Annotated in this window: 31 protein-coding genes; 14 read left to right on the plus strand and 17 right to left on the minus strand. The window is 56.4% G+C overall.

The features are described from left to right. Positions 1-216: 216 nt before the first annotated feature. A complete protein-coding gene (gene yghU / locus G411_RS0105500) occupies positions 217-1,056 on the minus strand; it encodes a glutathione-dependent disulfide-bond oxidoreductase (protein WP_022958175.1) in 840 nt (279 codons plus the stop codon). Positions 1,057-1,182: 126 nt separating this feature from the next. Here yghU and G411_RS0105505 point away from each other — a divergent pair, with 126 nt between their 5' ends. The 4 genes from G411_RS0105505 (at position 1,183) to G411_RS0105520 (ending at position 4,000) form a co-directional block, all read left to right on the plus strand. Then, on the plus strand, positions 1,183-1,458 hold the full coding sequence (locus tag G411_RS0105505; RefSeq protein ID WP_022958176.1) for an acylphosphatase: 276 nt from the start codon (positions 1,183-1,185) through the stop codon (positions 1,456-1,458). Between the two features lie 12 nt (positions 1,459-1,470). After that, positions 1,471-2,751, plus strand: coding sequence for an acetyl-CoA hydrolase/transferase family protein (locus G411_RS0105510; RefSeq protein ID WP_022958177.1), 1,281 nt, complete (start codon positions 1,471-1,473; stop codon positions 2,749-2,751). Between the two features lie 90 nt (positions 2,752-2,841). Beyond that, positions 2,842-3,372: a porin family protein gene (locus tag G411_RS0105515; RefSeq protein WP_022958178.1), complete on the plus strand. Its 531-nt coding sequence runs from the start codon at positions 2,842-2,844 to the stop codon at positions 3,370-3,372. Between the two features lie 106 nt (positions 3,373-3,478). Then, the gene (locus G411_RS0105520; protein WP_022958179.1) at positions 3,479-4,000 is read left to right on the plus strand and encodes an outer membrane beta-barrel protein; all 522 of its coding nucleotides are present in this window, start codon (positions 3,479-3,481) and stop codon (positions 3,998-4,000) included. Between the two features lie 34 nt (positions 4,001-4,034). Here G411_RS0105520 and G411_RS0105525 read toward each other — a convergent pair whose 3' ends face one another. Beyond that, positions 4,035-4,553, minus strand: a complete 519-nt coding sequence (locus G411_RS0105525; RefSeq protein ID WP_022958180.1) for a nuclear transport factor 2-like protein — start codon at positions 4,551-4,553, stop codon at positions 4,035-4,037. A gap of 156 nt (positions 4,554-4,709) precedes the next feature. Here G411_RS0105525 and G411_RS0105530 point away from each other — a divergent pair, with 156 nt between their 5' ends. After that, positions 4,710-5,180, plus strand: coding sequence for an RcnB family protein (locus G411_RS0105530; protein ID WP_084495305.1), 471 nt, complete (start codon positions 4,710-4,712; stop codon positions 5,178-5,180). Between the two features lie 50 nt (positions 5,181-5,230). Here the strand turns inward: G411_RS0105530 and G411_RS19490 are convergent, their stop codons facing one another. The 14 genes from G411_RS19490 to G411_RS0105600 form a co-directional block, all read right to left on the minus strand. Next, complete coding sequence (locus G411_RS19490) at positions 5,231-6,145, minus strand: DMT family transporter (protein WP_022958182.1); 915 nt, start codon at positions 6,143-6,145, stop codon at positions 5,231-5,233. Positions 6,146-6,471: 326 nt separating this feature from the next. After that, a complete protein-coding gene (locus G411_RS0105540; RefSeq protein ID WP_022958183.1) occupies positions 6,472-7,239 on the minus strand; it encodes a glutathione S-transferase N-terminal domain-containing protein in 768 nt (255 codons plus the stop codon). 121 nt (positions 7,240-7,360) lie between these two features. Continuing rightward, positions 7,361-7,759, minus strand: a complete 399-nt coding sequence (locus G411_RS0105545; protein WP_028968175.1) for a hypothetical protein — start codon at positions 7,757-7,759, stop codon at positions 7,361-7,363. 52 nt (positions 7,760-7,811) lie between these two features. After that, a complete protein-coding gene (locus G411_RS0105550; RefSeq protein ID WP_022958185.1) occupies positions 7,812-8,234 on the minus strand; it encodes a hypothetical protein in 423 nt (140 codons plus the stop codon). A gap of 99 nt (positions 8,235-8,333) precedes the next feature. Further along, positions 8,334-8,879, minus strand: a complete 546-nt coding sequence (locus G411_RS0105555) for a tetratricopeptide repeat protein (RefSeq protein ID WP_084495459.1) — start codon at positions 8,877-8,879, stop codon at positions 8,334-8,336. Positions 8,880-9,069: 190 nt separating this feature from the next. Then, positions 9,070-9,420, minus strand: coding sequence for a hypothetical protein (locus G411_RS0105560; protein ID WP_028968177.1), 351 nt, complete (start codon positions 9,418-9,420; stop codon positions 9,070-9,072). Between the two features lie 21 nt (positions 9,421-9,441). Then, positions 9,442-9,837 (minus strand): hypothetical protein, encoded by a 396-nt coding sequence (locus G411_RS0105565; protein ID WP_245542366.1) that lies wholly within the window; start codon positions 9,835-9,837, stop codon positions 9,442-9,444. Between the two features lie 258 nt (positions 9,838-10,095). Next, positions 10,096-10,503 carry a hypothetical protein gene (locus G411_RS0105570; protein WP_022958189.1) on the minus strand — a complete coding sequence of 136 codons (408 nt, stop codon included), beginning with the start codon at positions 10,501-10,503 and terminating at the stop codon, positions 10,096-10,098. A 520-nt stretch (positions 10,504-11,023) separates the two neighbouring features. Beyond that, entirely contained in the window at positions 11,024-11,653 is a 630-nt protein-coding gene (locus G411_RS0105575) for a hypothetical protein (RefSeq protein ID WP_022958190.1), read from the minus strand. A 54-nt stretch (positions 11,654-11,707) separates the two neighbouring features. After that, positions 11,708-12,517 (minus strand): tetratricopeptide repeat protein, encoded by an 810-nt coding sequence (locus G411_RS0105580; protein WP_022958191.1) that lies wholly within the window; start codon positions 12,515-12,517, stop codon positions 11,708-11,710. A 97-nt stretch (positions 12,518-12,614) separates the two neighbouring features. Beyond that, positions 12,615-12,938 (minus strand): hypothetical protein, encoded by a 324-nt coding sequence (locus tag G411_RS0105585; RefSeq protein ID WP_022958192.1) that lies wholly within the window; start codon positions 12,936-12,938, stop codon positions 12,615-12,617. Between the two features lie 388 nt (positions 12,939-13,326). Then, positions 13,327-13,983 carry a sulfotransferase family protein gene (locus G411_RS19495; protein WP_022958193.1) on the minus strand — a complete coding sequence of 219 codons (657 nt, stop codon included), beginning with the start codon at positions 13,981-13,983 and terminating at the stop codon, positions 13,327-13,329. Positions 13,984-14,212: 229 nt separating this feature from the next. Then, on the minus strand, positions 14,213-15,229 hold the full coding sequence (gene dmpG, locus G411_RS0105595; protein WP_022958194.1) for a 4-hydroxy-2-oxovalerate aldolase: 1,017 nt from the start codon (positions 15,227-15,229) through the stop codon (positions 14,213-14,215). Positions 15,230-15,250: 21 nt separating this feature from the next. Continuing rightward, complete coding sequence (locus G411_RS0105600) at positions 15,251-16,156, minus strand: acetaldehyde dehydrogenase (acetylating) (RefSeq protein WP_022958195.1); 906 nt, start codon at positions 16,154-16,156, stop codon at positions 15,251-15,253. A 163-nt stretch (positions 16,157-16,319) separates the two neighbouring features. Between G411_RS0105600 and G411_RS0105605 the strand changes: the two genes are divergently transcribed. Genes G411_RS0105605 through G411_RS0105615 form a run of 3 tightly spaced genes read left to right on the plus strand, consistent with a single transcriptional unit; the run spans position 16,320 to position 19,936 of the window. Further along, the gene (locus G411_RS0105605; protein ID WP_022958196.1) at positions 16,320-17,543 is read left to right on the plus strand and encodes an FAD-dependent oxidoreductase; all 1,224 of its coding nucleotides are present in this window, start codon (positions 16,320-16,322) and stop codon (positions 17,541-17,543) included. A 28-nt stretch (positions 17,544-17,571) separates the two neighbouring features. Then, a complete protein-coding gene (locus tag G411_RS0105610; RefSeq protein ID WP_022958197.1) occupies positions 17,572-18,099 on the plus strand; it encodes a cupin domain-containing protein in 528 nt (175 codons plus the stop codon). 46 nt (positions 18,100-18,145) lie between these two features. Further along, positions 18,146-19,936, plus strand: coding sequence for a gamma-glutamyltransferase family protein (locus tag G411_RS0105615; protein ID WP_022958198.1), 1,791 nt, complete (start codon positions 18,146-18,148; stop codon positions 19,934-19,936). Here the strand turns inward: G411_RS0105615 and G411_RS0105620 are convergent, their stop codons facing one another. After that, positions 19,937-20,281: a non-heme iron oxygenase ferredoxin subunit gene (locus G411_RS0105620; protein ID WP_022958199.1), complete on the minus strand. Its 345-nt coding sequence runs from the start codon at positions 20,279-20,281 to the stop codon at positions 19,937-19,939. It lies immediately after the preceding gene. Between the two features lie 105 nt (positions 20,282-20,386). Between G411_RS0105620 and G411_RS19500 the strand changes: the two genes are divergently transcribed. The 6 genes from G411_RS19500 (at position 20,387) to G411_RS0105650 (ending at position 25,373) form a co-directional block, all read left to right on the plus strand. Continuing rightward, positions 20,387-21,370: an asparaginase gene (locus G411_RS19500; protein ID WP_022958200.1), complete on the plus strand. Its 984-nt coding sequence runs from the start codon at positions 20,387-20,389 to the stop codon at positions 21,368-21,370. Positions 21,371-21,434: 64 nt separating this feature from the next. After that, complete coding sequence (locus G411_RS0105630; protein ID WP_022958201.1) at positions 21,435-22,205, plus strand: 2-keto-4-pentenoate hydratase; 771 nt, start codon at positions 21,435-21,437, stop codon at positions 22,203-22,205. Positions 22,206-22,239: 34 nt separating this feature from the next. After that, positions 22,240-23,412, plus strand: a complete 1,173-nt coding sequence (locus G411_RS0105635; RefSeq protein ID WP_022958202.1) for a Rieske 2Fe-2S domain-containing protein — start codon at positions 22,240-22,242, stop codon at positions 23,410-23,412. Positions 23,413-23,447: 35 nt separating this feature from the next. After that, positions 23,448-24,275 (plus strand): alpha/beta fold hydrolase, encoded by an 828-nt coding sequence (locus tag G411_RS0105640; RefSeq protein WP_022958203.1) that lies wholly within the window; start codon positions 23,448-23,450, stop codon positions 24,273-24,275. Further along, positions 24,272-24,556: a hypothetical protein gene (locus G411_RS0105645; protein WP_022958204.1), complete on the plus strand. Its 285-nt coding sequence runs from the start codon at positions 24,272-24,274 to the stop codon at positions 24,554-24,556. The genes G411_RS0105640 and G411_RS0105645 overlap by 4 nt, the downstream gene beginning before the upstream one ends. Before the next feature lie 4 nt (positions 24,557-24,560). Continuing rightward, complete coding sequence (locus G411_RS0105650; protein ID WP_022958205.1) at positions 24,561-25,373, plus strand: DODA-type extradiol aromatic ring-opening family dioxygenase; 813 nt, start codon at positions 24,561-24,563, stop codon at positions 25,371-25,373. The last annotated feature ends 121 nt before the right edge of the window (positions 25,374-25,494 follow it).

Below are 25,494 nucleotides of genomic sequence, written 5' to 3' on the forward strand. Positions count from 1 at the left end.
TTCTGAGCCATCTTGTCGCGACGGTCGCAGGCCGTTGCGGCAAACCCCGGCCCATCAATCCCGTCTACCAGCCACAAACAAAAAAGGCTCCCTGATAAGGGGAGCCAAGGTGGGTCATGAAATGCCTACTTTATAAGCGCAGAGTACGCATTCGGATCACCCACCCAGGCTGTTCAGCGTCGTACTAGTACGCTGTCTTTCTTTTGATCATCGGCACTATTTAAAATCGGCGGCGCTGTGGCGCTCGGGAACCTGCTCCTCTTCCGGTCCCCATACGCGGTTCACCCGGCGTCCGCGCTGCACGCCCGGACGCGCCTCTAGTTCCTGCGCCCAGCGGCGCACATGGCTATAGCTTTCCACATCCAGGAATTCGGCCGCATCGTAGAGCTGCCCCAGAGCCAGTGCGCCATACCAGGGGTAAATGGCGATATCGGCAATGGTGTAGTCATCGCCGCAAATGTACTGACGTTCCGCGAGCAGCGTATCCAGCACATGTAATTGGCGCTTCACTTCCATGGTGTAGCGATTAATCGGGTACTCAAACTTCTCCGGCGCGTAGGCGTAGAAGTGCCCGAAGCCGCCGCCAAGGAAGGGAGCACTGCCCATCTGCCACATCAGCCAGCTCTGGCACTCGGCACGTTGAGCCGGGTCTTTGGGGTAGAAGGCATCAAACTTTTCAGCCAGATAGAGCAGGATGGCGCCGGACTCGAATACCCGCGTGGGCGGCTCACTGCTGTAATCGATAAGTGCCGGAATCTTGGAGTTGGGGTTGATGCTCACAAAGCCGCTGCCAAACTGATCACCGTCCATAATATTCACGGTATAGGCATCGTACTCGGCATCGCTGATGCCCAGCTCCAGCAACTCTTCCAACATCACCGTGGGCTTTACGCCATTGGGCGTTGCCAGCGAGTGCAGTTGCAGCGTGTGCTCGCCGCGTGGCAGTGGCTTTTCATGTGTGCTGCCGGAAATCGGGCGATTGATATTGCTGAACTTGCCGCCGCTTTGGGCATCCCAGGTCCACACTTTGGGCGGGATGTAGTTGGATTCAGACATCGTGCAAAGCTCCTCGTCGATCGGCGCCCCAATCCGCAGGACACCAGAATGGCATCATCGCGCCCGGCCCCTTGGCCTGCTCTGGCGCATGCGACACAATAGCATTTCCTTATCAGGGAGACAGTCATGAAGTGTGTGCAGCTCCGTATCACCGGTAAGGTCCAGGGAGTGTGGTATCGCCGCTGGACCGTCGGGCAGGCCAAAGCGCTGGGCCTGAATGGCTGGGTGCGCAACCGTCAGGACGGCAGCGTGGAAGCACTGGTCTATGGCCCCGCAGATCAGGTCGACGCCTTAATCGCAGCCTGCCATGACGGCTCCCCCAAAGCCCGCGTTGAATCTGTTACCGCCACGCCCGCCGAGCCGGAGCCAGTGACCGGCTTTCAACAGCGCCCCACTCTCTGAGGTTCAGCCGTCATGACGGAACTCTGCAACACCGCACAGGACGCACTCAACATTCTTAAATCCGGCGATACGCTGTGGTGCCACTCCATGGCCGCAACGCCCTACCGCTTGCTGGAAGCCCTGGCGGAAAAGGCCCTGTCGCTGCAAGACCTCACGCTGATGCAACTGCACCTCGAACACGCCGATGCCCTGTGCGCAGCGGCGCTGGACGGTCATCTGCGCAACCGCTGTTTTTTTGTCGGCAAGGAAATGCGCGAACTGGTCAACAACGGGCGCGCCGATTACGTGCCCATCTTTCTCTCGGAAATTCCGCGCCTGTTCCGGCAGAAAGTGCAGCCGGTGGATGTGGCCTTGATCCAGGTCTCGCCGCCCGACCGCCACGGCAACTGTTCGCTGGGGGTATCGGTGGAAGCCACCCGCGCGGCTTGTGACGTCGCCAAAACGATCATCGCCCAGATCAACCCCCGCATGCCTCGCACCCACGGCGACGCCTGCATTCCCTATTGCGATATCGACTATGCGGTAGAAATCGACAGTGCATTACCCGAACACCCTCCCGCCACCTTGAACGAGGTTCATCTTCGTATCGGTCGGCATGTGGCCGAACTGGTCGAAAACGGTGACTGCCTGCAAACCGGCATTGGCGCCATCCCCGACGCTGCGCTGCATTTTCTGCAGCAGCACGACAATCTGGGCATCCACACCGAGATGTTTGCCGACGGTATCCTCCCGCTCATCGAGCGCGGCGTGATCACCAATCGCAACAAGGTGGTTCAGCGCGGCAAGCTCGTCACCGGTTTTGTCCTCGGCAGCAACGCCCTCTACGACTTTGTCGACGACAATACCGATATTGCCTTCACCGATATCGAAGAAGTGAACAACCCGGCGGTCATCAGAAAAAACCCCCAGGCGGTGTCGATTAACAGCGCCATTCAAATCGACCTCAGTGGCCAGGTCTGCGCCGACTCCATTGGTAGCCGTATTTATTCCGGCTTTGGCGGGCAAGTCGACTTTGTCACCGGAGCACAGCTCTCCAAAGGCGGTCGGTCCATTATCGCCCTGCCCGCCACCGCGGCGGGCGGCACCGTCTCCAGACTGGTCACCCAGCTCAGCCCCGGCGCTGGCGTGGTCACCTCACGCGCGCAAATCGATCATGTTGTTACCGAATTCGGTGTCGCCTCGCTGCGCGGATGCAGCCTGCGCGAGCGCGCCAGAGCACTGATCGCCATCGCCCATCCCGACTTTCAGGACCCGCTCCATCGCCAGTGTTTCGACGCCGGTCTGCGTCTCTGAACCCGCACGACGTCACTGAGCCAGACTCTCGCATTCGCCAGATTTTGCGACTATGCTCCAAGCATCTAATAATTCTAAAAGGAATACGTTATGAAGCACCGCTCCCTGCCCACACTGCTCTCCGCCTGCCTGCTCGCCAGCTCACTCCCGGCGCTGGCAGACTATGAATCTCCCGCCGAAACCGACCTCGGGCTCTATGTCGGCGGGCAACTCGGCAAACTCAAAGTCGACGTGGACGGCATACAAAACGCCGATACGGTCGGCGTGTTGGTGGGCTATGGTCTCGGCTTTAACGGCGTATCGGTGGAAGCCGAATACAATACCGGCGATGGCGACATCAATATTCTCGGCAATACCGGCAGTTACGACGCAGACACGCTGGGCCTGTTTGTTGCCTACCGCACTCCGGGGCCGGCCTACCTCAAGGCCCGCGCGGGTGCCGTCAGATCGGAAGTGGAAGCCGACATCACGGGGATGGGACAGACCGACGAAAGTGAAACCGAATTCTCCATGGGCGTTGGCGTCGGTATCCGCCTCGACAACTTCCGCATTGAAGGGGAATTCAGCAAAGTGGACAACGATGCCAACCTGCTCAGCTTCGGCCTGATCTACCAGCTATAAAGCACCTTTTCGGCGACTGAGGGCAGTGGCGGAAAGTCATTGCCCTCGGCGCGCGAATGGCACATTATTTCTGCTCCAAGGACGTTATCCCCACAAGGAACTGTGTATGAAATCCCTTATTCCGTTTGCTCTGACCTCAGGGCTTATTCTCGCATCCGCCATGCCCGCCGTGGCAGAAACCTCCGCGGCGGAGAGCGGCCCCTATCTCGGCGCCAAAATCGGTCGGCTCGACATTGATGCTGGCTACGAGGTAGACGACCCGGCAATGACCGGCTTCGTTCTCGGATACAACTTCGGCGGCTGGGCCATTGAGCTTGAACGCAACAGCGGGGAAGGCTCGCTGACCGAACCCTTTGGTGGCAGCAGCTATGATTTCGATGTGGACACCACCGCCGCCTACTTCGCCTACCGAACAGAGGGCGAAGTCTATTTCAAAGTCAAAGCGGGCTGGCTAGAAGAGGAAATCGCGTTTGACTACGAGAATGAGAACATCAACGAATCCGACACCGGCTTCAGTGCCGGTATCGGTGCAGGGTTTCGCGGGGAAATATTCCGCATCGAGCTCGAAGTCACCCGCATCGAAGAAGACGCGATTCTACTGGGTGCCGGGCTGATCGCGCAATTCTAGCGAGACAATATTTCATCAGTCACACGCAGTGCCGCTATGCGTCGAGCATGGCGGCCAGCTTCTGCTTCATCGGCAGCACCCAGTTGTTCTTCAACTCCGGCGACAACAGCCCCTGCGCCTCCAGTTCATCACACAAATGCATCTGATGCGCGAGATCAAACATATCCAGCTGATGGATAATTTTCCCGCCGTCGCTAAAGGTAATAAACGATACGCCCGGCGTTTCGAAAAACTCGCCATTGTCTCGTCGGCCAGGTCCGCGATTCATCCAGTGGGTGATAATCCGGTTGTCGGTTCCCACATAGACGCCCGCATAGGGAAAGGTCCACGCTTCCCAGCCCTTCTGCATATCGCGGCCATAATGCGTGGCTTTAATCTCTTCCGTCCCGCGCGCCGTCACATTCATGGTCCCCGCATACTCGCAGGTATAAATGCAGTCGCGGTCGTATAGCTCGTCGACGAAAAACGTCCACTCATTCGTCTCGTCAGCCTGCCGGTGCGCGCGAATCAACTTGTCAGCCAGCTCGCGCAGGGCCGTTTCACTCAGTGCCATAATCTGTTCCCTGTTATTGTAAGAGGATGAGAACCGCTTCGTACTTTAGCCTATTGCTCCTCAACCAACCGGAACATCCTCCCTTTTAGTGATATCTATTACACAACGGCGCGGCCACGGCCGCACCGCTCCAGCGTAATAACAAATGGGGAATGCATGATGAAAACCTACAAACGCACACTATTGCTGCTCGTCAGCACTGTCGTTTTCGGAAGCGGCGCTGCCTTTGCCAAGCCGCCAGAAGGTGCGGGGAACAGCGGCAAGCAAACACCGCCCGGCCATGCGATGAAACAAGGCAAGCAGAGCCACTACGATGGAGGCCGCTACTTCAGCGACCGTCGTACCAGCGACATCCGCCAGTATTACAGCGACACCGCGCGCAGCGGCAAATGCCCTCCCGGACTGGCGAAAAAAGGCAACGGCTGCCAGCCGCCGGGACAGGCTAAACAGTGGCAGCGCGGCCACCGTCTGCCCGACGATGTGCGCTACTACGATTTGCCTCATGCCCTGCTTCACGAACTGGGCCGTACGCCCGAAGGCCAGAAATTAGTCCGCGTGGGTACGGATGTACTGCTGATCAGCACCGCTACCGGCGTGGTTATTGACGCACTCGAAGACCTGTTCTAGGCAGACCGAACGAAGGTGATCCGTCATTCGAGGGATCACCTTCATGCCGCTTATTCCTTCACCGCGGCCAGAGCCGTTTCCTGCCGCCGGAGCAGTCGCAGCGGATTAAACTCCGAATGGATTGCCAGCCCGAACAGGATCATTCCCGCACCGACAAACATGCCGGTAGAGACCTGCTCGTCATTGACCAGTACGCCCGCCGTCATTGCCAATACCGGGGTAATCAGCGGAATGAGCGACACGGCCTCCACACTCATTTCCCGCAGAATAAAGTAATACGCCGCGAAGCCCACCAGCGAAGCAAACAGCGCCAGATACAGCAGCGATGCCAGCGATACCGGACTGAATACAATCGGTTCCACCCCCACCACAAAGACCCAGCTCAGCAACATACCGGGCAAAGCAAAAGCCATCGCGCCCAAGGCTTGCTCGAAGGGCGGCACACTCAACTCGGCATTGAGCTTTTTCACCCATAGCGCACTGCCGGAAAACAATATATTGGATACCAGCATTAAGCCGATTCCGGTCAGGCCATCACCGCTAAGCGCCGCTTTATCGAAAACAATACAGCCCAGTCCCAGCGCGGCAATACTCAGTGCCAGCAGCTTGCGGGGCCGAATCAGGTTCTCGCCGAGAATGGGTTTAGCCAGTAACAGCGTGAAGAACGGCGACAGACCAAACAGCAGGGACACCAGCCCCGAACTGATGTGTTGTGTCGCCATGTATACCAGCGCCATATTCGGGAACAGACTGATCGACGCCGCGAAATACAGTTTGCCATTGCGGCGTACCGACAGCCCCGCCAGACCAAACAGTGTGCACACCGCGCTGCCCACCATAAAGGCGAGTGCAATACGCAGGCTGAGTGCGGCCATCGGGCTGAGGGTATCGCCCCCTAGCTTGATCGACAGTGGCGTGGTCGCCCAAATGAAGATGACCAACAGATAGGTCAATTTCACAAACATGATGGTGTCCCTGTATTTTCCCCTACACGTTTTGGGGAGAGGACAGTTTTCCAAGGCCAGAACGACAAAGGCCGCGGGAGAACTGTCCGCGGCCTTTGAAAAGAAATCTGCTGTTTAACGCTGCATCATCTCCGGGCCGCACGCCATCGCGCCACGCGCACAACGGCGCGAGCGACGACAGACATCTTCGGGGCCCAACAATTTTGCATGGCAATACATTCAGAAATTCAGATTGAAAAGCACTATAAGGCAGCGCCGTTTGAGCGCGCAAGCATTAATTGCGCGACGGGATACCAAGGCGCTAAGCCGTCGTCAGCAAGCCATACTCAGGCGGCGTACTCCTGATCCAGATACGCCAGAATATCCGCCGACTCAAACATCGCCACACCGGTATTCGGGTCCACCAGATACGGCACCTGACTGCGCCCGGTCAACTCAAACAGGCGGCAGCGGTTGTCGCTGGTGATCGGCGCATCGGGAAAGAATTTTTCGCGCACGACTGGCGGCCCCATTTCCTGCCAGCGCGACTTGGCAAAATTGCGCAAATGATAGGGAAGCTCCAGCTCGCACAGGCGCTCGCGCACTAGCCGGGCATACGGACTGGACTCGAAACTGTACAACTCCAGCGGTTTAGCGGGCGCCACCGAATCGCGGGCACTCAAACCACGCGTGGCAGGCAAGGAACGCCAGCCGGTGGCAACATGCGAGCCCAGCAACTGGGCCGCGCGACGAACACCACGCGGTGCCTTTCGCCCATCGCCGTACTCCGCATACAGGTAGTCGATAATGTCTGCCGACTCCTGCAACACCACGCCGGTATTCGGATCTTCCAGCAGCGGGAACTGACTCTTGCCGGTTAAATCCAGCGCCTCGGTGCGAAAACGCATCCCGCCTTTGGGGCAGGGATAAACCATCGCATCCAGATCCAGCTCCGACAGCACTTCGCGCACCAGCCGACAAAAAGGACAGGCTTCAAACTCATAGAGCTTCAGCAGCTTTTCGGGCTTTTTTTGCGCCCCATTAAAGGCCGCCGTACCACGCCAGGCACGGCTGGAACTGGCAAAGACCGATGTCGCAACATCCAGCGCTTTCATAGTGACTCCCCCAAGAATAATTATGTGACTACGCTAGCACAGAATACCGACGGGACAATGACACAGCGCTCAGCCCGTTAATAACGCACTGCAGAACAAGGGGAAATACCTCAGTGGCGAATCAGGCAAAGCGACCACGTACAGCCAGGGCAACTCTCGGCGCCAGCAGCGTCGTCAACAGCACCAACAGCCAGAGATTCCCGCCCTCCAGCCGGTAGGCAGCCAGCAACTCCTCTGCGTTCTTACCCTGCCACCAGCCAAAACTGAACTCGAACAGCAGGGTCATCAGCAGCCAGACGAGACCGAGACGCCAGCAGGCAAGGCTCTGCCCCGGCTTTATCCACGGCAAACTCAGAAACGCGACCAATAAAATCAACAGCGACAGCAGCACACCGCTGAGCGGTAGCCCAGCGTGCGCGCCAAATTGGGGAATCAGCACCGCTTCGCGAAACAGACCATTGGCCATCGCGAGAAGCAGAATGCCAAACCAAACCACCACCGCCTTCAGCCACATAGCCATCTCCGGACTCCGTGAGGAAAAAGGGATACTCGGCGCTCACGCCCAACAAAGGCTAAGGCCGCTCCAGCTCCACAAACGCGCCTTCCCAAATACTGTAGGTCAGCCCGTTATTGTGGATGAGTGTAGAAAACGGATGCACGGCCGAACCGGCACACTCTGCACGCAGCATCGACAGCGATTCACCTTCAAAACCCAATGCCGAAAACCTTAGCCGATAATCAAACTCAAATGCCGCCCTATCCACTTGCATCACAGAAAGCGCTGGCGCATCACATTGCCTATTACCAAGCGTCAGTGCTGCATTTGAAATCGTCCCCACTTGTCCAAGTAAAGGCTCGATATCGTCGACACCCACGGCACTGACACCGGGAAACTTGGCGGATACGACGCGCCATTGGCACTCGTACCAAGGCGACTTTGAGCAAGCCGCCAACGCGAGTATCACAACGAAATTAACAATGCGTTTAATATTCATTACTTCAATGAAGTCCGACTTATCTGCGAATGCCCAGCCAAAGCAAGCACTCGTCCTGACTAATCTACAACCTCTACTGACGCTACGATAGTTGGTGGGCTATTGTGCCGCTTGCGCCGCAGCCAGAGTCGTCGCAATCTGCTGCTGAGTGATATATCGGCCACCCGAGGACTCGCAGCAATAGAAAATATCCCCACCTTCCGACTTCTCTGAGACATACCGGGCCAACTCCAGCGCCTTTCTTGCATCTGGGCTTACACTGTCTCCACTCAGGTAAATATTTGCCAGTTGATAACGTGCAACCAAGGCATCGCTATTCCGATTAAAATAACCCGCCTTACCCACCGCACCGACAAGCAGACCATTCGCCCAATTACCTTCCGCCTCCTGCGCCGCAGCCAGCGAATACCATTTGATCGCCGTCGGAATATCCTTCTCCACGCCCACCCCAAGTTCATAGGCCACGCCCATACGCAACTGAGCCCAAGGCTCTCCTCGCTCGGCGGCAGGACGAAGAATACGAAATATCGTATTGTAATCGCTACGCTCCCACGCAATGTCGACCGTACGTTCACCGGGATTCGGATTTGGCCCAGCGCAGGCCGACAGACACAGCAAGACAACACATAGCAAGCTACGAATCATAAAAACCTCTCCCTTTACGCCATACTTATTATCAGCGTCCATCAGGACTTCTTTAATCATTTGTCTTGCCGACAACTTAGGGGAAATGGGGTCAAGTCTTTCACCGTGCCTCAACTACAAAACTGGCGTTATTTCGTCTAGAAAGCGCTCGAGGAAAAACCTGACCCTAGTATCTTTTTAGGTGTTTGGTTCACAGCTCAGTGCTGACCTCGACGGCAGATTCAGTAACCACTGCGATAACCGTTGTGCCTGACGTAAAGTACACTGCAGGGCTGCTGGTAATAACCAGACCGTTCGGATAGACAGCCCGAAACTCCATTGCTGCTTCATCGTTTACCTCGAACACTCGCTCGCTACCTGCCGGAATGTTGCCAAGGCTTTTGCTTTGCTCCCTCCAATGCGCAGTGACTTCGACGCTGATGTCCGATTCGTTTTTCACAACTAACTTTGGAGTTGCGACATAGGGAGCAGCAAAGTACACGAGCGAGCCTGCTCCAATGACGAGAATCGCAACAGTGACGAACAGCAGCTTCTTGACCACAAACAACACCTAACGCCGCGTTCACCGCCTTGTCCGGTGCAACGCTTTGTTATAAGCGTTGTCGATTTCAGAAGATATATCTTTCATGCCCTTACTTAGGGTAGAACTAATTGATTCTTGAGGTATATATCTATTCATAACCACATCCAGCTTTTGCGCTTCAGGATGCCTAACCATCACATCAAGATATACCTTCAGCCTATCTGCTTTTGTTGTCGGTCGTTGAAGCTCCTTTTTAAGCTTCTCTTGAAACCTACAGATTTCGTCTTCGTCATCCCACTCATGCAATTCGCTGTACAAAATTCGAGCAAGCCTATTCTGAGTCCATCCTAGCTCAGCTATCAGACCTTTTATTTGCAACAAAAGCTCATGATATTCAGGTTTTGTCCCCATTTGTCTTTTCTTAACCCCTAGCATTGTCAATGTCCCAGCGGGGACAATTTTTATTGAACTATGGAGATTACTATGTCCAAATCAATGTCAAAAGCCGCTGCTGCTCGAATTCAGTCAGCGACAGCTAAATCAAACGGTGGAGTCGTCCCGAAAGGTTCTTTTGCTGCAAGAGCGCAATCTGCAGCAAGCCAATCTGGTTCAACTCGCCCACCCAACGGCCCAAGCACAACCGGTAAGCCTTCTGGAGGTGGGCGAGGCAATAACCCTCCAAAAGGAAAGTAACTAATTGCAGCTAGTCAGACTGCTTCTAAAGCGAGTCAGAAACTCTGACTCGCTTTTCTTTAGCTCTTTGTAACTGATCACTTCCATTGTTTTTTCTAATGCACATACACAAACCTGAGTTTTTTCAGCTTGTCGGTAAGAGTTCATTAGTATGCGCGACGAGTTTACACAACTATCTATAAGTTCATATTCAACATTAATCGGGTACCGTTGATCCTCAAAGAATATTTGGTCTGCTTTATAAGCTCCGAATGCGCCAATAAATAGAGCAGCTGTAGCCGACAAAAGCGGCTTCTTAAATTTCTTATAAGAGTGACCTGCAAATGACTCTTTGCATTCGCTACAAACAATATTCTCACCAAACTCAATTTTATTGTCTGTAGCGCAAGATGGACATTCGATCTGCATGGATTTCCTTAGAGCTTATAACGCCCTGCGGCAGGGGCAGACAAAAAAGCGCAGCTTTTTGAATGTCCCGCCGCGTTTTTCAGCGGCAACTGCCCGCTCTTGTTATAGGGCTTGCTTAAATACATGTGAATGAGAAGGTTAACCGGCAATCAACGGTTCGAAGGATTTCATTCACCAATTTTGGAGCCTCCCAGATTTCTGAATCGCTTTCCGTGGTTAAGGACAAGAAAATATCGCAATCTTTTAGAGCCACATCGTTAAGCCGATAAAAACTTATGATTGAGCCTATGACCTCTTCTCGAAGCTCGACCACACCGACATTAAACGAGTTATCTTTCCCTTTTCGACACTCAGCGCCAGAAATCGCTTTCGACAATTCTGCTGCTTGGGCATCTGTCAGACATAGGAATCTAAAGGATGTAGATTCCGAAAATCCGTAGTCCCGGCATCCGCTCATTGAGTATCCTTATAACGCCAAAAGCAGGCTCGCCGCTTTTTGGCGTCGCACTGCCTTTTCTTGTTATGTGTTTTTTTCGAGATTTTCATATATTGTTCGCCCCCCATGAAAATCAGGTTGAGCGCAACTGAAAAAAACTTCTTGCTTCACTGTATATTTGTACGATTCTCTAGTTACGAGAGAGCTGAAATTAATCTCTAGTAGAACCACAATATTCGGCCTCTCCATTGGGCTTTTGGGGCTGCTTAAGTACTTGTTGAAAAGTTCCTTCTGGATAGTCCCGGACTGCAATACCTCACCGGGAGCCAGTATCTGAGTGCCGTCTTCCTGATGTTCAATCTTTGTAACAACATCGTCCAAATACTTTTCACCATACCAAACTTTAAAATCGCTATTCTCGACTAGGACTGGAACATTCGACATATTTTTATAATAGAGAAAAATGCCGATAGGTGGGCTTTCACAGCTTAGCACCTCAGAATCCATGGCCCACTTATGATCAACAAGTTTTATCAAGGGGTCGGTCAGCGAAATAAGTCCTCGCTGAACTGTAGTTAATGCCTCACTCACTTTTCTGGAAGATCGAACGGAAAGGTGGAGGCTTAAGACGGCGACAGATGCTATAACGTACGTCGCAATGTAATACCACTTTTCCAACGGTGAGATAGCTATCTCGATTAGTTCCTTTTCCATAAAATTATCCTGAGGTCATAGCGTACACATAACGCCAAAAGCAGCCGCACTGCTTTATAGCGTCGGTTGCCTTTGCTTGTTATATTTTTCGATCCACCCAGCTACCCGATCATGCACTTTAGATCGCGTAGCAGCACTCAGAGCCAGTTCAAATCTGGCCAAACCATCTGGAATATTGCCAGTCAATTGCTTAACCGCGTACAACCAAAAATAAGCACTCTCAGGATCGAGGTTTTGATGAGAGCGATCTGAATAGAATTCAGCAAGCGCCAACATCGCATTCAAGTTTAATTCTTCAGCTGCTCCTGTGAGCCAAAATTTAACCTTGTCCTTTTGTATATTCGCATCTAAATTAGCGCCGGGCTCTAAGCCATACATATACATCATGCCGAGCTGCAACATTCCATTGGAATCACCATGCTCGACAGCCGAAAGAAGATACTTTTCGCCCTTTTTGGCGTCTATGATTTTATGGTCAAAAGTTAAGTTGAGGTAATAACTTCCGAGGAGCACTTTCGCATCTGTATTACCCATTTCAGATGCCCGTTCTAGTATAGATAAGGCCTCTTCAGTATTCTTGGGGACGCCAGTCCCATAAAGAGTTCTATAGCCAAGATCAAAAATTGCTGGGGGATAATCTTGGGCAACAGACTTCTTTAGCCATCTCATTGATATATCTTCGTGCCGAGAAAGGCCCCAGCCGTTCCAATAAGCTTGAGATACCATTAACTGAGCGCTTGCGTCACCTTTCTTTGCAGCCTCCATATAGAACTGTGTTGTGGCACGAAGTTCTTCTTCCGTAGGTTCCCCCGCTTGAGAAATTGTGGAGTAAATCAGTACGAAAATAAGTAGAATACGTTGCATAGCTTCCCTAGAAATATAACGCCTGCAACATGGGCGCACAAAAAAGCGCAGCGTATTGGGCGTCCCAGCGACCGCAGGGAGCGAATGCTTGCACTTGTTATGAGCCGCCAAGTTTAAACAACCCAATGAATAGTAATACAAGAACCAGAAACGCAAATAGAACAATGAATGAACCTAAGATGCGCGCGACATTTTCGATAGTATTTTTTTCAAGATTGAACCCGGATAAAGCCGCACCTAAAACATAGCCCGATCCACACATTGCTGTGTGCCAAACATACGCAAAACTAAGAAGAACGATTGGTAGAACCCAGTTACTCTTTGTTTCCCAATATGCTGCTCCAATAGCGGCGGTTAAGGTCACCCATTCCAACCATTTGAACCAATTTTCAATGTGATCTTTCCTAAATGCCCAGTGCATAATTTTTGCTTCCTTGCGTAGGCCTAAGGCTCATAACATCTTAATAACAAGCGCGCTCGGTTTGCCCTGAATACACTTTCCCCCTTGCACATCCAAGCCATTGAAATAATTGGACATTCACTCTGGTGAATCACTTTCCACAAAAAAATAACCGCGCGCGCACGGTTATTGGGATAACGAGGGGGTCTTATATATCCTGGCTTCATGTCCCTATGCGCCTGTTTTAATTGGGCTTTTCCGGGGAGGAATTGGAAAAGCGTGCCGTATTCACAGTGGAAATCCGTCTTTGGATTTCATCGTCCTTTGACTATAGCAAGTGCACGGTAAATTGAAAGCCATTGGACGGCAGCAAGGCAGGCGGCGCGCCCGCCTTGCTGGTTAACAGCGTTTATTTCACGCCGTCGTAGCCGAACACGACCTCGGGGCCGTGTTGGATGATTTGATTGATGATGTCTTTGGTGGCTTCGGCATCGTTAATACGCGGGAAGTCGCTGTCTGGGACCGGCACATTTAGGAAGCGGCACAGGGGCTCCCAGCCTTCGGCGACGTTGAAGACGAGCAGGCGCGATGCTGGTATCACGTGTTTTACCTCGTCGATGTGCTGCTGATAGCGCTGAATCAGATGCGCTTTGTCGTGCATGCGGTCGTCGAAGTAGTCGTTGATGGTGAGCTGCATAAAGCGCCCGAGTTCGACGCTGCGCAAGTAGTCGATCCAGTGGGGTGCAAAGATGGTCTCCTGCGTAGAGGCAAACCACTGCTCGGGATCGCGCACGGTGAGAATCACCTTGGCGTCGGGGTAGGCGTCGGCCAGCGCCTTGTAGCTGGTGCAGGCGGGAAAATCGACCGTGGAGTGAAAGCCTTCAAATGTGGCCGCCCAGTCTGGCTGTCCGGTCAGGGCATCGACCCAGTGCTGCCAATGTTGTGGCCCGCGCGGCAGGCATTCCACCATGTGATAACAGGGGCCAAAGCCCAGTTGTTCCAGCGCCGCCTTCATACTCATGGTGCCTGTACGGCCAAAGCCCGCACCGATCACGTTTACGCTCATGTTTTTCGTCTCTTGATATCGCTGCCATTATTAGGAAGCCGCCGTACTGCGTGATCATCGCGATCACCGAGCAGAACCGGCAGCTAGTAGAGCAGTTTTTGTAGACGCAAAATATGAAATGGATCGCGATGTGTCGACGGCATTTTACGAACACATTGACGCCACTGAATGCTGCTAATAATAGACAGACATTGCCCGCAGCACATGAACGCTGCGGACAATGACTGCGTCACGCCCTGGACAGGGTAATGGCGAGGTCTTCGATCAAATCCTCCTGGCCGCCAACGGTCCCCCGGCGGCCGAGTTCCACCAGCAGATCCCGCGCGGACACGCCGTATTTTTTCTCGGCACGCTTGGCGAATAGCAGAAAAGAACTGTAGACACCGGCATAGCCGAGAGTCAGTGCATCCCGGTCGATACGCACCGGATGGTTCATCATGGGCAGCACAAGGTCTTCGGCAACGTCCATGATTCGGTATAGATCAATCCCCGACTCAACACCCATGCGACTCAGGACAGCGACCAGCACCTCCAGCGGGGTATTGCCCGCACCGGCGCCCAGTCCTGCCGCTGAACCGTCGATGCGGACGGCGCCCGCAGCGATGGCAGCGACGGAGTTTGCGACGCCCATGCTGAGGTTGTTGTGGCCGTGAAAGCCAATCTCTGTGTCGGCGTTCAGCCCTTCGCGCAGACACTGTATTTTACTGCTGACCTCGTCGGGCAGCATGTAACCAGCGGAATCGGTGCAGTAGATACAGTTGGCGCCATAGGATTCCATCAGTTTCGCCTGTTCAAGCAGCGACTGGGCATCGAGCATATGCGCCATCATCAGAAAACCGACGGTGTCCATGCCCTTCTCCCTTGCGGCGGCGATATGCTGCTGGGACACATCGGCTTCTGTGCAATGGGTTGCGACCCGGATTGTCGACACGCCCAGTTCATGGGCCATGTTCAGGTGATCGACGGTACCAATCCCCGGCAACAACAGCGCCGAAATACGGGCGTTTTTCATCGCCGGGATGACGGCACTCAAGTACGCTTCGTCGCTGTGCGCGGCGAAGCCATAGTTTACCGAGTTACCGCCCAAACCGTCGCCGTGGGTCACTTCGATCAAGGGTACGCCAGCCGCATCCAGCCCACTGGCAATGCTGAGCATTTCTTCGATAGAAATCTGGTGCTGTTTCGGGTGCATACCGTCACGCAGACACATGTCGTGCAGGACCACCTGCTTACCGTGTAGATTCATTGCAATACCTCGGGTCATTGTTCAGCGCGGGGGGAGCTGTAGAGTGTTTTCGTCGACGGACTCGGCAAACATTTCTGCCGTTCTCAGCCCGGCGGCCGTCATAATGTCCAGGTTGCCCGCGTAGTTGGGCAGGAAGTCGCCGAGGCCTTCCACCTCCAGAAAAGCGCTGACGCGATTGCCGTCAAACACCGGCCCGTTCACCAGACGATAGCCCGGCACATAGCGCTGCACTTCCGCCACCATGCGCTTCACGGACGCAGTAATGGCCGCTTCGTCAGGTGCCTCAGCCGTGAGGCAGTGCACGGTGTCGCGCATCAGCAAAGGCGGTTCCGCAGGATTGATAATGATGATGGCTTTGCCCTGTTTGGCGCCGCCAACGCTTTCGATGGCAGAGGCGGTGGTGCGGGTGAATTCATCGATATTTCGGCGCGTGCCCGGCCCGACTGACCGCGAGCTGACCGTGGCGACAATTTCACCGTAGTCGACGGCCTGCACCGCGGAGATGGCGGCCACCATAGGAATGGTGGCCTGCCCGCCGCAGGTGACCATATTCACGTTCATCGCCAGGTTGCCGGCGTGCTCAGACAGATTGACCGGGGGCACGCAGTAAGGACCAATCGCCGCCGGGGTCAGGTCGATCATGATCACCCCCAGCGCATTCAGCTTTTCGCTGTGCTCGGCATGGACGTATGCGGAGGTGGCATCGAAAGCGATGCGAATATCGTCATCCACCACCGAGGGCAGCAAGCCTTCGATGCCGGAGGTGGATACCTTCAGGCCATATTGCTGCGCCCGCTTAATACCCTCTGACTCCTCGACGCCAACCATCCACACCGGCTCGATCCACTCGCTGCGCAGCGCTTTCATCAACAGGTCGGTACCGATGTTTCCCGGCCCGATGATCGCCGCTTTCAATTTCTTCGCCATACCGCCAGCACTCTCCATTCAATGCCATCCCACTGCGACAGAGCTTCCCGACGACTGCGGGGCGCCTCTGCCTTGCCGAATCAATATATCACTCAATAATATTGTCATACAATATCACAAGGTGCTACATTGGCCTCAACTGTACATTCGGGAGAGAGTTGTTATGGCCCACACTGATCAGGTCATTATTGTTGGAGCAGGGCCGGTAGGTGCCGTACTCGCCCTCGCATTGCGCAAGATGGATATTCCCGTCTGCCTGATTGAGGCACTCGACGAACCGGAAATTGATTGTCGGGCAGCCTCCTGCCACCCGCCGACTGTTGCCATGCTCGACGATCTGGGGCTGCTGCCGATTGGCCTGGAGGAAGGGCTGGTATCCCCGGTTTTCCATTACCTGGATCGCGTAACCGGCGAGCTGATCGGCAAGTTCGATATCGGCGCGATGCAGACGCCGCCTGCCCACCCCTATGTGCTTCAGTGGGAACAGTACAAGATTGTGTTTGCGGTTCTGGACCTGCTGGAAAAGGACAGTGGCGCCAACGTCCGCATGTCGACGCAGTTGCTGGGTATTACCCAGGATGACAATGGTGTCTGCGCCTCGGTACGCAATGCCGATGGCGAGCAGGAAGACATACGCGGGCGGTTTCTGGTCGGCAGCGATGGCGGACGCAGCACCGTGCGCAAGCTAATGGATATCGACTTTGAAGGCTTCACCTGGCCGGAACGTTTTATCAAGATCGACACGCGTTTCGACTTTTTCCAGCTCGACGCCGACATTAGCAATCGCAACTACTTTTCCGACCCCGACGAGTGGATGAACCTGTTTAAGGCGCGAGGTCCCGACGGCGAGGGAATGTGGCGCTCCGTCAGCCCCACCCGCCCCGAGCAGACCGAGGAAGAGCTGCTGGCACCGGAAGCGCTGGAGGCCAAGCTGCAGAAATTCTGCCCCTCAGCGCAGCCCTACGACATTGTGACCGTTGCGCTGTATCACGTTCATCAACGCGTGGCGGCGACCTTTGATAAGGGGCGCGTTCTGCTGGCCGGTGATGCGGCTCATGTGAACAACCCGGTGGGGGGCATGGGCATGAACGGCGGTATTCATGACGCCATCAATCTCGCCGACAAGCTCCGGCAGGTATGGTTTGACGGCGCGGATTACTCGCCGCTGTTCGCACACTACACCCGGCAACGGCGGAAAGGGCAAATCGACTATGTGCAGGCCCAGAGCATTCAGAACAAGGAAACCCTCGGCGAACGCGACCCGGTACTCCGCGCCGAGAAGCTGGCCGCCATCCGCCATCAGTCAGAAACCCCGGCGCTGCACGACGCGTTTATTCGTCGCTCCTGCATGATCGACAGCCTTAATGATGCCAACGCGACCCCCTGACCCGAGAGTGAATTGAGAGGTACTGACCATGGCTACAGCCAGACACCCCCGCCCCCCCGAACTGAAAGACGCCTCGCTGGACGACATCATGAAGCGCTATGTCGCCCGCTTCAAAGACCGCAGCCCCGACTGGGACGCCTTTGCCGACGCCAACATCGACGGCTACCGCCGCGCACAGCATCGCTTTGTGGGCGCCGGTGCGTCGGGTAAGCACAGTGACGACACCATTGTGCCCGCCGGAAACTTCACGGTATCGATTATGCTGGTGCCACCCGGTCAGGCGAATGCACCACATACCCATGAGGTTGAGGAAATTTTCTTCGTACTGCAGGGGCGCTGCGTAGTATTTATTGAAGATGAGGAAGGCAACCGCCTGTCGGAAGAGCTAGAGCCCTGGGAAATGATCTCCTGCCCGCCCGGCGTGATTCACGGCTATATCAACGAAACTGATGAGCCGGTATATCTGCAGGTCATGCTCGGTCGCGGCCAGCCCGAAACGGCGGGCTTTACCGATCAATCCCTGTTCGATAACCGGGAGCGCCACCTGAAAGACTAGCCGCCGATACCACGCCTCCATCAAGCTGACACACCGAGGGCCTCCGATGTTTACCACCCGTCCCGAAATCCGTGGCACCTTCGGTGTCGTCGCCTCCACCCACTGGATTGTGTCATCGGTGGGTATGTCCATTCTGGAGCGTGGCGGCAATGCCTTCGATGCCGCCGTGGCGGCGGGCTTTACCCTGCAGATCGTCGAACCCCATTTGTGCGGACCTGCGGGAGAAGTCCCCATTCTGTTTCATGCGGCAGGCGCCGACAGCCCCAGTGTGCTCTGCGGCCAGGGCGTTGCGCCCGCCGCGGCCACGATAGAAGCTTTTAAACGTCAGGGAATGGATCTGGTGCCCGGCTCGGGGCTGATGTCGGCGGTCGTTCCCGGCGCCTTCGATGCCTGGCTATTGCTGCTTCGCGATCACGGCAGTTTCGATCTGAAAGACGTTCTGGAACCGGCCATTCACTATGCAGAGGCCGGACACCCACTGTTGCCCGGCGCCGCGCGCGCACTGGAGGAAGTGGCACCGATATTTCAGAACGAATGGCCCTCCTCCGGCCCGGTGTGGCTGCCAAACGGGCAGGCGCCGAAAGCGGGAAAACTGTTCCGCAACCCCACACTCGCCGCCACCTGGCGTCGCATCCTCAAGGAAGCCGGAAACGGATCGCGAGAGCAGCGCATTGATCGTGCACGGCGCGCCTGGTCGCAAGGGTTTGTCGCGGAACAAATCGACCATTTCTGCCGCACGCAGTCATTGATGGATTCCAGCGGCGACTGCCACGGCGGTCTGCTCACCGGCGACGATATGGCCGCCTGGGAGGCCCATTACGAAACCCCGGTGAGTTACAACTATCGGGGCTGGACGATCTGCAAAACCGGCCCCTGGGCACAGGGCCCGGTGATGCTTCAGGCACTGTCGCTGTTGTCGGGCTACGACATTCAGTCACTGGATCCGAATGGCGCCGAGTTTGCACACCTGACACTGGAGGCCATCAAGCTCGCCATGGCCGACCGGGAGGCCTATTACGGCGACCCGAATTTTGTCGACGTGCCGCTGGCGCAATTGCTGAGCGATGACTATGCGGCCGAGCGCCGCAAACTGATTACGCCGCGCGCCTCCCAACAGCTTCAACCGGGCGTGGTAAACGGTTTTGAGGAACAGGTACAACGCGCACTGGCACAAGTGCGGGAAGCGACCGACGAGGCCGCCGGTCTGGGCATTGGCGAGCCGACTATGGCCCACCTGCAATCGACCACCAAGCCGGGCGATACGGTGCACGTCGATATTATCGACCGCTACGGCAATATGGTCTCGGCAACCCCTTCCGGGGGCTGGCCGCAGTCGTCGCCCACGCTGCCCGGACTCGGTTTTGCCCTGAATACCCGCGCCCAGATGTTCTGGCTGGAGCCGGGCCTGCCCAGCAGCCTGGCACCGGGCAAACGCACCCGCAATACGCTCACGCCCACCCTCGCCCTCCGCGAGGGTCGCCCGGCACTGATCTGCGGCACCCCTGGCGGCGACCAGCAGGACCAGTGGCAACTGCTCTTGCTGCTGCGGCATATCGATCACAGTATTCCCCTGCAGCAGGCCATCGACATGCCGCTGTTCCACAGCCTGCACGCCCCGGCATCGTTCTATCCCCGTGAGGCGATGAGCGGCGTTGCAGTGGTAGAGGAAAATATGGGGAGCGAGATGATTGAAGAGCTGCGTCGGCTGGGTCACGACCTGCGTATTGCCCCGGCCTGGTCAGCGGGTCGACTGACAGCGGCGAGCCGGGATGCAGACGGCCTGCTCAGTGCAGCGGCAACGCCGCGCCTGATGCAGGCCTATGCCGTGGGGCGCTGATCAGCGCTCACTGGCATTAATCCATACGGCATCATTAATAATGCTGACCGGCCAAGTGCGCAAGGGTTTGCGGCAGGGGCGCTTCATCGCCTCGCCGGTTTTCACATCAAAGCTGCCGCCGTGAACCGGACAAATCACCAGACCGTCTTCGAAGCGCCCTTCCGACAGTGACGCAATGGCGTGGGTGCAGTCGTCATCCACCGCGTAGAACTCCCCGTCGAGATTACACACCACGATCGCATCCATGCCCTCCGGATGAAAGCGGCGCATCTCGCCAGCAACAAAACCGTCCACATCGCACAAACGAATACCGGCATCTACCGCCAAAATTTCAGAGTTGCTCATCAAAAAAGCCTTCCTATCGAGTTAACTTTATGTATTATTGTCATACAAAGTTATTTTGGTCAATACGCGATCGCTGACGATCATCGACGAACGGGAAAACGAGCCATGCGCTATCTGCAGCTCATCAATGCCGGCGGCACAATTACCTCCAAGAGCAACGACCAAGGTGTTCTTGAGGGCGCCGGTCACTCGCTACTGGCAGGTGTAAACCTGGACAGCTTGCCGCTGGCGGTAAGAGAAAAAACGGTTTATCGCGGACTGAGTGAAGACCTCAGTCTGAATCAAGCCAGCGCCATTGCCGGGGCCGCACTGGACGCGGTGCATCAGGACGATGTCGCTGGTGTCGTGGTGACACACGGCACCGACACCCTTGAGGAAACCGCGTTCCTGTGTGACCTGTCGCACGACGGCGGCAAGCCTGTGGTTTTCACTGGAGCCCAGCGCGCCCCCGAACACGCCGGCTATGACGGCCACCGCAATCTGCTCGACGCCCTGCATCTGGCCGCGATGCCCGATGCCGCCGCTCACGGCGTGACGGTGGTTTTCGCCGGAGAAATCCTCGCCGCCCGTTATGCAATTAAAGCCAACAGCGCGGCCTTGACCGCCTTTACGGCGCGGGAGCCCAAAGGGCGACTGGGGCGAATCACCGATCGGGGTATCGCTCTCGGTCGACCGCTGCCCCGTCACACGCCCTGGCAACGCCAGCTACCCGCGCCCGACGTGCTGATTCTCCCCATTTATCTCGGCGCCACTGCCGAGCTGCTCAAGCTCGCCATGACGATGCGACCGTCTGGTCTGGTGCTGCAAACGCTCGGCAGTGGCAATGTCCCGGCGAGCATTGCCGAGCTGATCGAGGCGCACGGCGAAAGCGATGTCGTTTTTGCCTCGGCTTCCCATTGCGCCGGGGGTGTCAGCCCCACCTATCAGTCCGGCGCACGACTCGCCGAGGCCGGTGTTATCGGCGGCGGCGATCTGGATGCCCGCAAGCTCCGGCTGCTGCTTGCCTGCGCCCTTGCGGAACAGCGAGACCCCGAACAATTGAAGTCGCGCCTGGAAGCGTATTTGCTGAGCACCGAAAAATACTATTGAAATATTGTCATACAATATTATAAGGTGAGATCAATACTGACCCACAGCGCAAGGCAAACCACGAATGATCGACAGCACAGCACAGCTCCTGATGGAGGCCTACCAAACCACGCCGGTTGCCCCGATTCGCGACCGGTTTGAGGCAGGTGATGTGGCCAGCGCTTATGCCGTGCAGCAGGCGCAAGTGACACAGTGGGTCGCAGACGGTCGCCGTCCGGTCGGTCGAAAGATCGGTCTCACTTCGAAAGCGGTGCAACAGCAACTGGGTGTTAGCGAGCCGGATTTCGGCCAACTGTTTGCCGACATGGTGTACGGCAGCGGCGAGTGCGTGTCGGTAGGCCGACTTCAACAGCCCCGCATCGAGGCAGAGATTGCCCTGCTGCTGAAACAGGATTTGTCCGGCGAGCAACTGACGATCGCCGACGTCATTGCCGCCACCGACTGGGTGCTTCCGGCACTGGAGATTGTCGACAGCCGCATTGCCGACTGGGACATCAATATTGTGGACACCATTTCCGACAATGCTTCATCAGGCGTGCTGGTGCTCGGCGGCCCTGCCCGCCGACTGGACGGCGTCGACCTGAACGGCTGCGCCATGACCATGACCATTAACGGGACATCGGCTTCCAGCGGCTTCGGTCGCGACTGTCTCGGCGGCCCCCTGAACGCCGCCGTGTGGCTGGCCCGCAAAGCGCGAGAGCTGGGCAAGCCCCTGCGCGCCGGAGAGATCATTCTGACCGGCGCGCTAGGCCCCATGGCCCCTATTCAAAACGGTGACCACGTGGTCGCCAGCGTCGCCGGCATCGGCGAGGTAGAAGTGACTTTTGGGCCTTGAGCCCGATCGTTCTTAAGCAAATCAGGAGAGAGTGATGAGTGAGCAAAGAGAAGTACCTGAGGGCGTCCGCGAAGACGTCGCCGAGATGGTAGGCGACTGGCGGGACTATTACGAAGCCAAGCTGGGCTTTCGTAATCACTGGTATCCCGTGCGCTTTTCCCGCGAACTCGCCGAAGGCGAAATGCTCACTGTAAAAGTGCTGGGCGAACCGCTGATGCTGCGTCGTATTGATGGCGAAGTCTTTGCCATTCGCGACCGCTGCCTGCACCGCGGTGTGCCGCTATCTCGCAAGCCCGACTGTTACACCAAAGACACGATCACCTGCTGGTATCACGGCTACACCTACCGCTGGCAGACCGGCGAGCTGGTCAATATTCTGGCCTGCCCCGACAGCAAACTGATCGGCAAACGCGGCATTCAAAGCTTTCCCGTGCAGGAAGCCAAGGGGCTGATTTTCGTCTTTATCGGCGACATGGACCCACTGCCGCCGCTGGAGCAGGATGTTCCCCCCGGCTTCCTCGACGACGACCTGATGGTGCTGGGCAAACATCGCGATGTGAACTCTAACTGGCGCCTGGGCTGTGAGAACGGTTTCGATACGCTCCACATCTTTATTCATAAAGACACGACCCTGCGCCACTATCGCGACTTCAACTTCCCCATCGGCCATACCGCCAACCCCGGTGCCATCACCTTGGTGGAAAACGAGGGCGGCCCGCAAGGTGTGGAAGATGACTTCTCGAAACACCACCCGGTGTGGGAAGGCGTGATTGATGACCGCATCGTCGTGCGCGGCCCCCGCCACAACAAAGTTGAGGGCACCTCCGCGTCCAGCGGCACCTCTATCTGGTTGCCCGGCGTGCTGAAAGTCGACGGCTTCCCCGGACCGGGCCTCACCCAGTTTGAATGGTATGTACCCATCGACGCGGGTCGTCACATTTACCTGCAAACCATCGGCTGCAAAGTCGAAACCGAAGAGGACCGCGTGGAGTTCGCCAACGAATTTGAAGCGGTGTGGAAGCCCCACGGCCTTGACGGTTTTAACGGCGACGACATCTGGGCTCGGGAAGTCACCGAACCGTTCTACGCCGACGATTACGGCTGGGTCGATGAAATGCTCTGCGAGCCGGACTCCAGCATGCTGGAGTGGCGACGACTTGCCAGCCGCCGCAACCGTGGCATTCAAACCCCGGACGACCTGCGCTGAGTCAGTTCGCGATATCACCCTAAGTGAGAGGCAGCATGAATCTTGAATCACGCTTTATCGATGCGGGCGGCATCACTACCCACTACTACGATGTAGGCAGTGGGCCGGTCATGCTGCTCATTCACGGCGGCGGTGCCGGCGCAGATGCCTACGGCAACTGGCGGGACTGCTTCCCGATTTTATCGCAGCATTTTCGGGTGATCGCCCCGGACATGGTGGGCTTTGGCCGCAGCGACAAACCGTCGCCCGATACCTATGTCTACGACCAGCCGGGACGCAACCGCCACATCAGCGATTTTATCGATGCCATGGGGCTCGATGATGTGATCCTGGTGGGCAACTCCATGGGTGGCGCGGCCGCCATTGGCGCCACGCTCATCAAGCCCGAGCGCACACAGCGCCTGGTACTGATGGGCAGCGCCGGGTTGCCGATTCCCGAGCGCGCCTCCCCACAACTGATGCACAACCTGAACTACGACTTCACCGTTGAAGGTATGCGCCGCGTTATTGCCGGACTCACCGCGCCGGGCTATCAGCCGCCGGAGGAATTGGTGCAGTACCGCTATGAACTGACCATTGACCCCGACACCAAAGCGGCGCTGGCTGCCATCGTTGCCGAGACCCGCAAGGGCACGCTGAACTTTGACCAGGCGCTGCTGACCACCATCAAGCAGCCGGTGCTGGTGGTGAATGGCAAGGACGACGGCGTATCGCCCGTTGCGCGCGCCGTGCGGTTTCTGGAGCTGTTTGATAACAGTTGGGGCTATATCGTGCCTCACTGTGGCCACTGGGCCATGATCGAACATACCGACGACTTCTGCGACATCGTCCTGCGATTCGCCGCGATGGAGCTTGCATCGTGACACAGGCTGAGCAACGTCCCCCTGCGCCGCAGGCTATCCACCGGCTGGTGGAACACCTGGTCGCGACGCCGCATGACCGCCAACTGTTGAAAAGCGGCCCCGAATCACTGTTCGAGCGCTTTGATATTCCCAAGGCACAGCGTGAAGCCCTGCTCCGCAGCGACCGGGACGAACTCTACGCACTGGGGGTACACCCCAATTTTGTTATCAAGTGGCTGATCTGGAGTGGGCGCCCGACCATGGCGTTTTTCCCGATCAGTTACTACTTCGACAGGCGCTAATACCATGGGTCAGATTGTCGGCAGCTTTGCCATGTCACACACACTCGGTGCTCCCGACGGCATTGAGCCGCAGGCCGAGCGAGTCTTTCAGGGCATGCGGGAAGTCGGTCGCCGACTGCGCGATACGCAGCCCGATGTAGTGGTGATTCTCACCAGTGACCACCTGAATAATTTCAGCCTGGAACACCCGGCGCCGCTGGCCGTTGCCACCGATGACAGCTTTACCCCTTACGGCGACATGGGTATACCCACCGACCCCATCAAGGGAAACAGCGCCTTCGCACGGCAACTGCAGCAGTACGCCACACAGCAGCAGATTCCACTGGCCGAGGTTGAGCATGTGCGTCCGGATCACGGGGTAATGATTCCCGTGGCGATCAGCGACCCCCAACGCCAGCTTGCCATTGTGCCGCTGTACATCAATACGGTTTTTGACCCCGCCCCCAGCAGCGCCGAGTGCTGGCAACTGGGTCAGATGCTGCGCCGGTTTATCGAACAGGAGCGGCCTGACACCGAGCGCGTCGCGCTGCTGGCCTGTGGCGGCCTGTCGCACTGGCCCGGCGCCCCGGAGGAAGGACAGGTGAATGAAGCCTGGGATCGCCACTTTATGGCGCAGTTAGTTGGCGATGAAGCCCCCGAATTCGAGCAGTGGAGTAACGAAGAAATACTCCACAAAGGCGGCAGTGGCGGATTGGAAATTAACGCCTGGATTGCCCTCGCGGGTGCAACCCCTGCCTTGCGCGGTGAAGTGCTGTTCTACGAAGCAATTCCAGAATGGGCTACCGGCATGGGTGGCCTCTCACTGTCCTGTGTTTAACGAGCTCGTCCCAGAGTCTCCCTCAGTCGATCTTCAGTGACTGATTTGGGTGATACCTTCAGGGGTATCACCCTTTTTTTGTACTCCCTATCACGCGGAACAAACGGCCCGAGACCCGAGC

Origin of the sequence: Spongiibacter tropicus DSM 19543 (genome assembly GCF_000420325.1) — a bacterium.
In the GTDB taxonomy this organism is placed as follows: Bacteria; Pseudomonadota; Gammaproteobacteria; order Pseudomonadales; family Spongiibacteraceae; genus Spongiibacter; species Spongiibacter tropicus.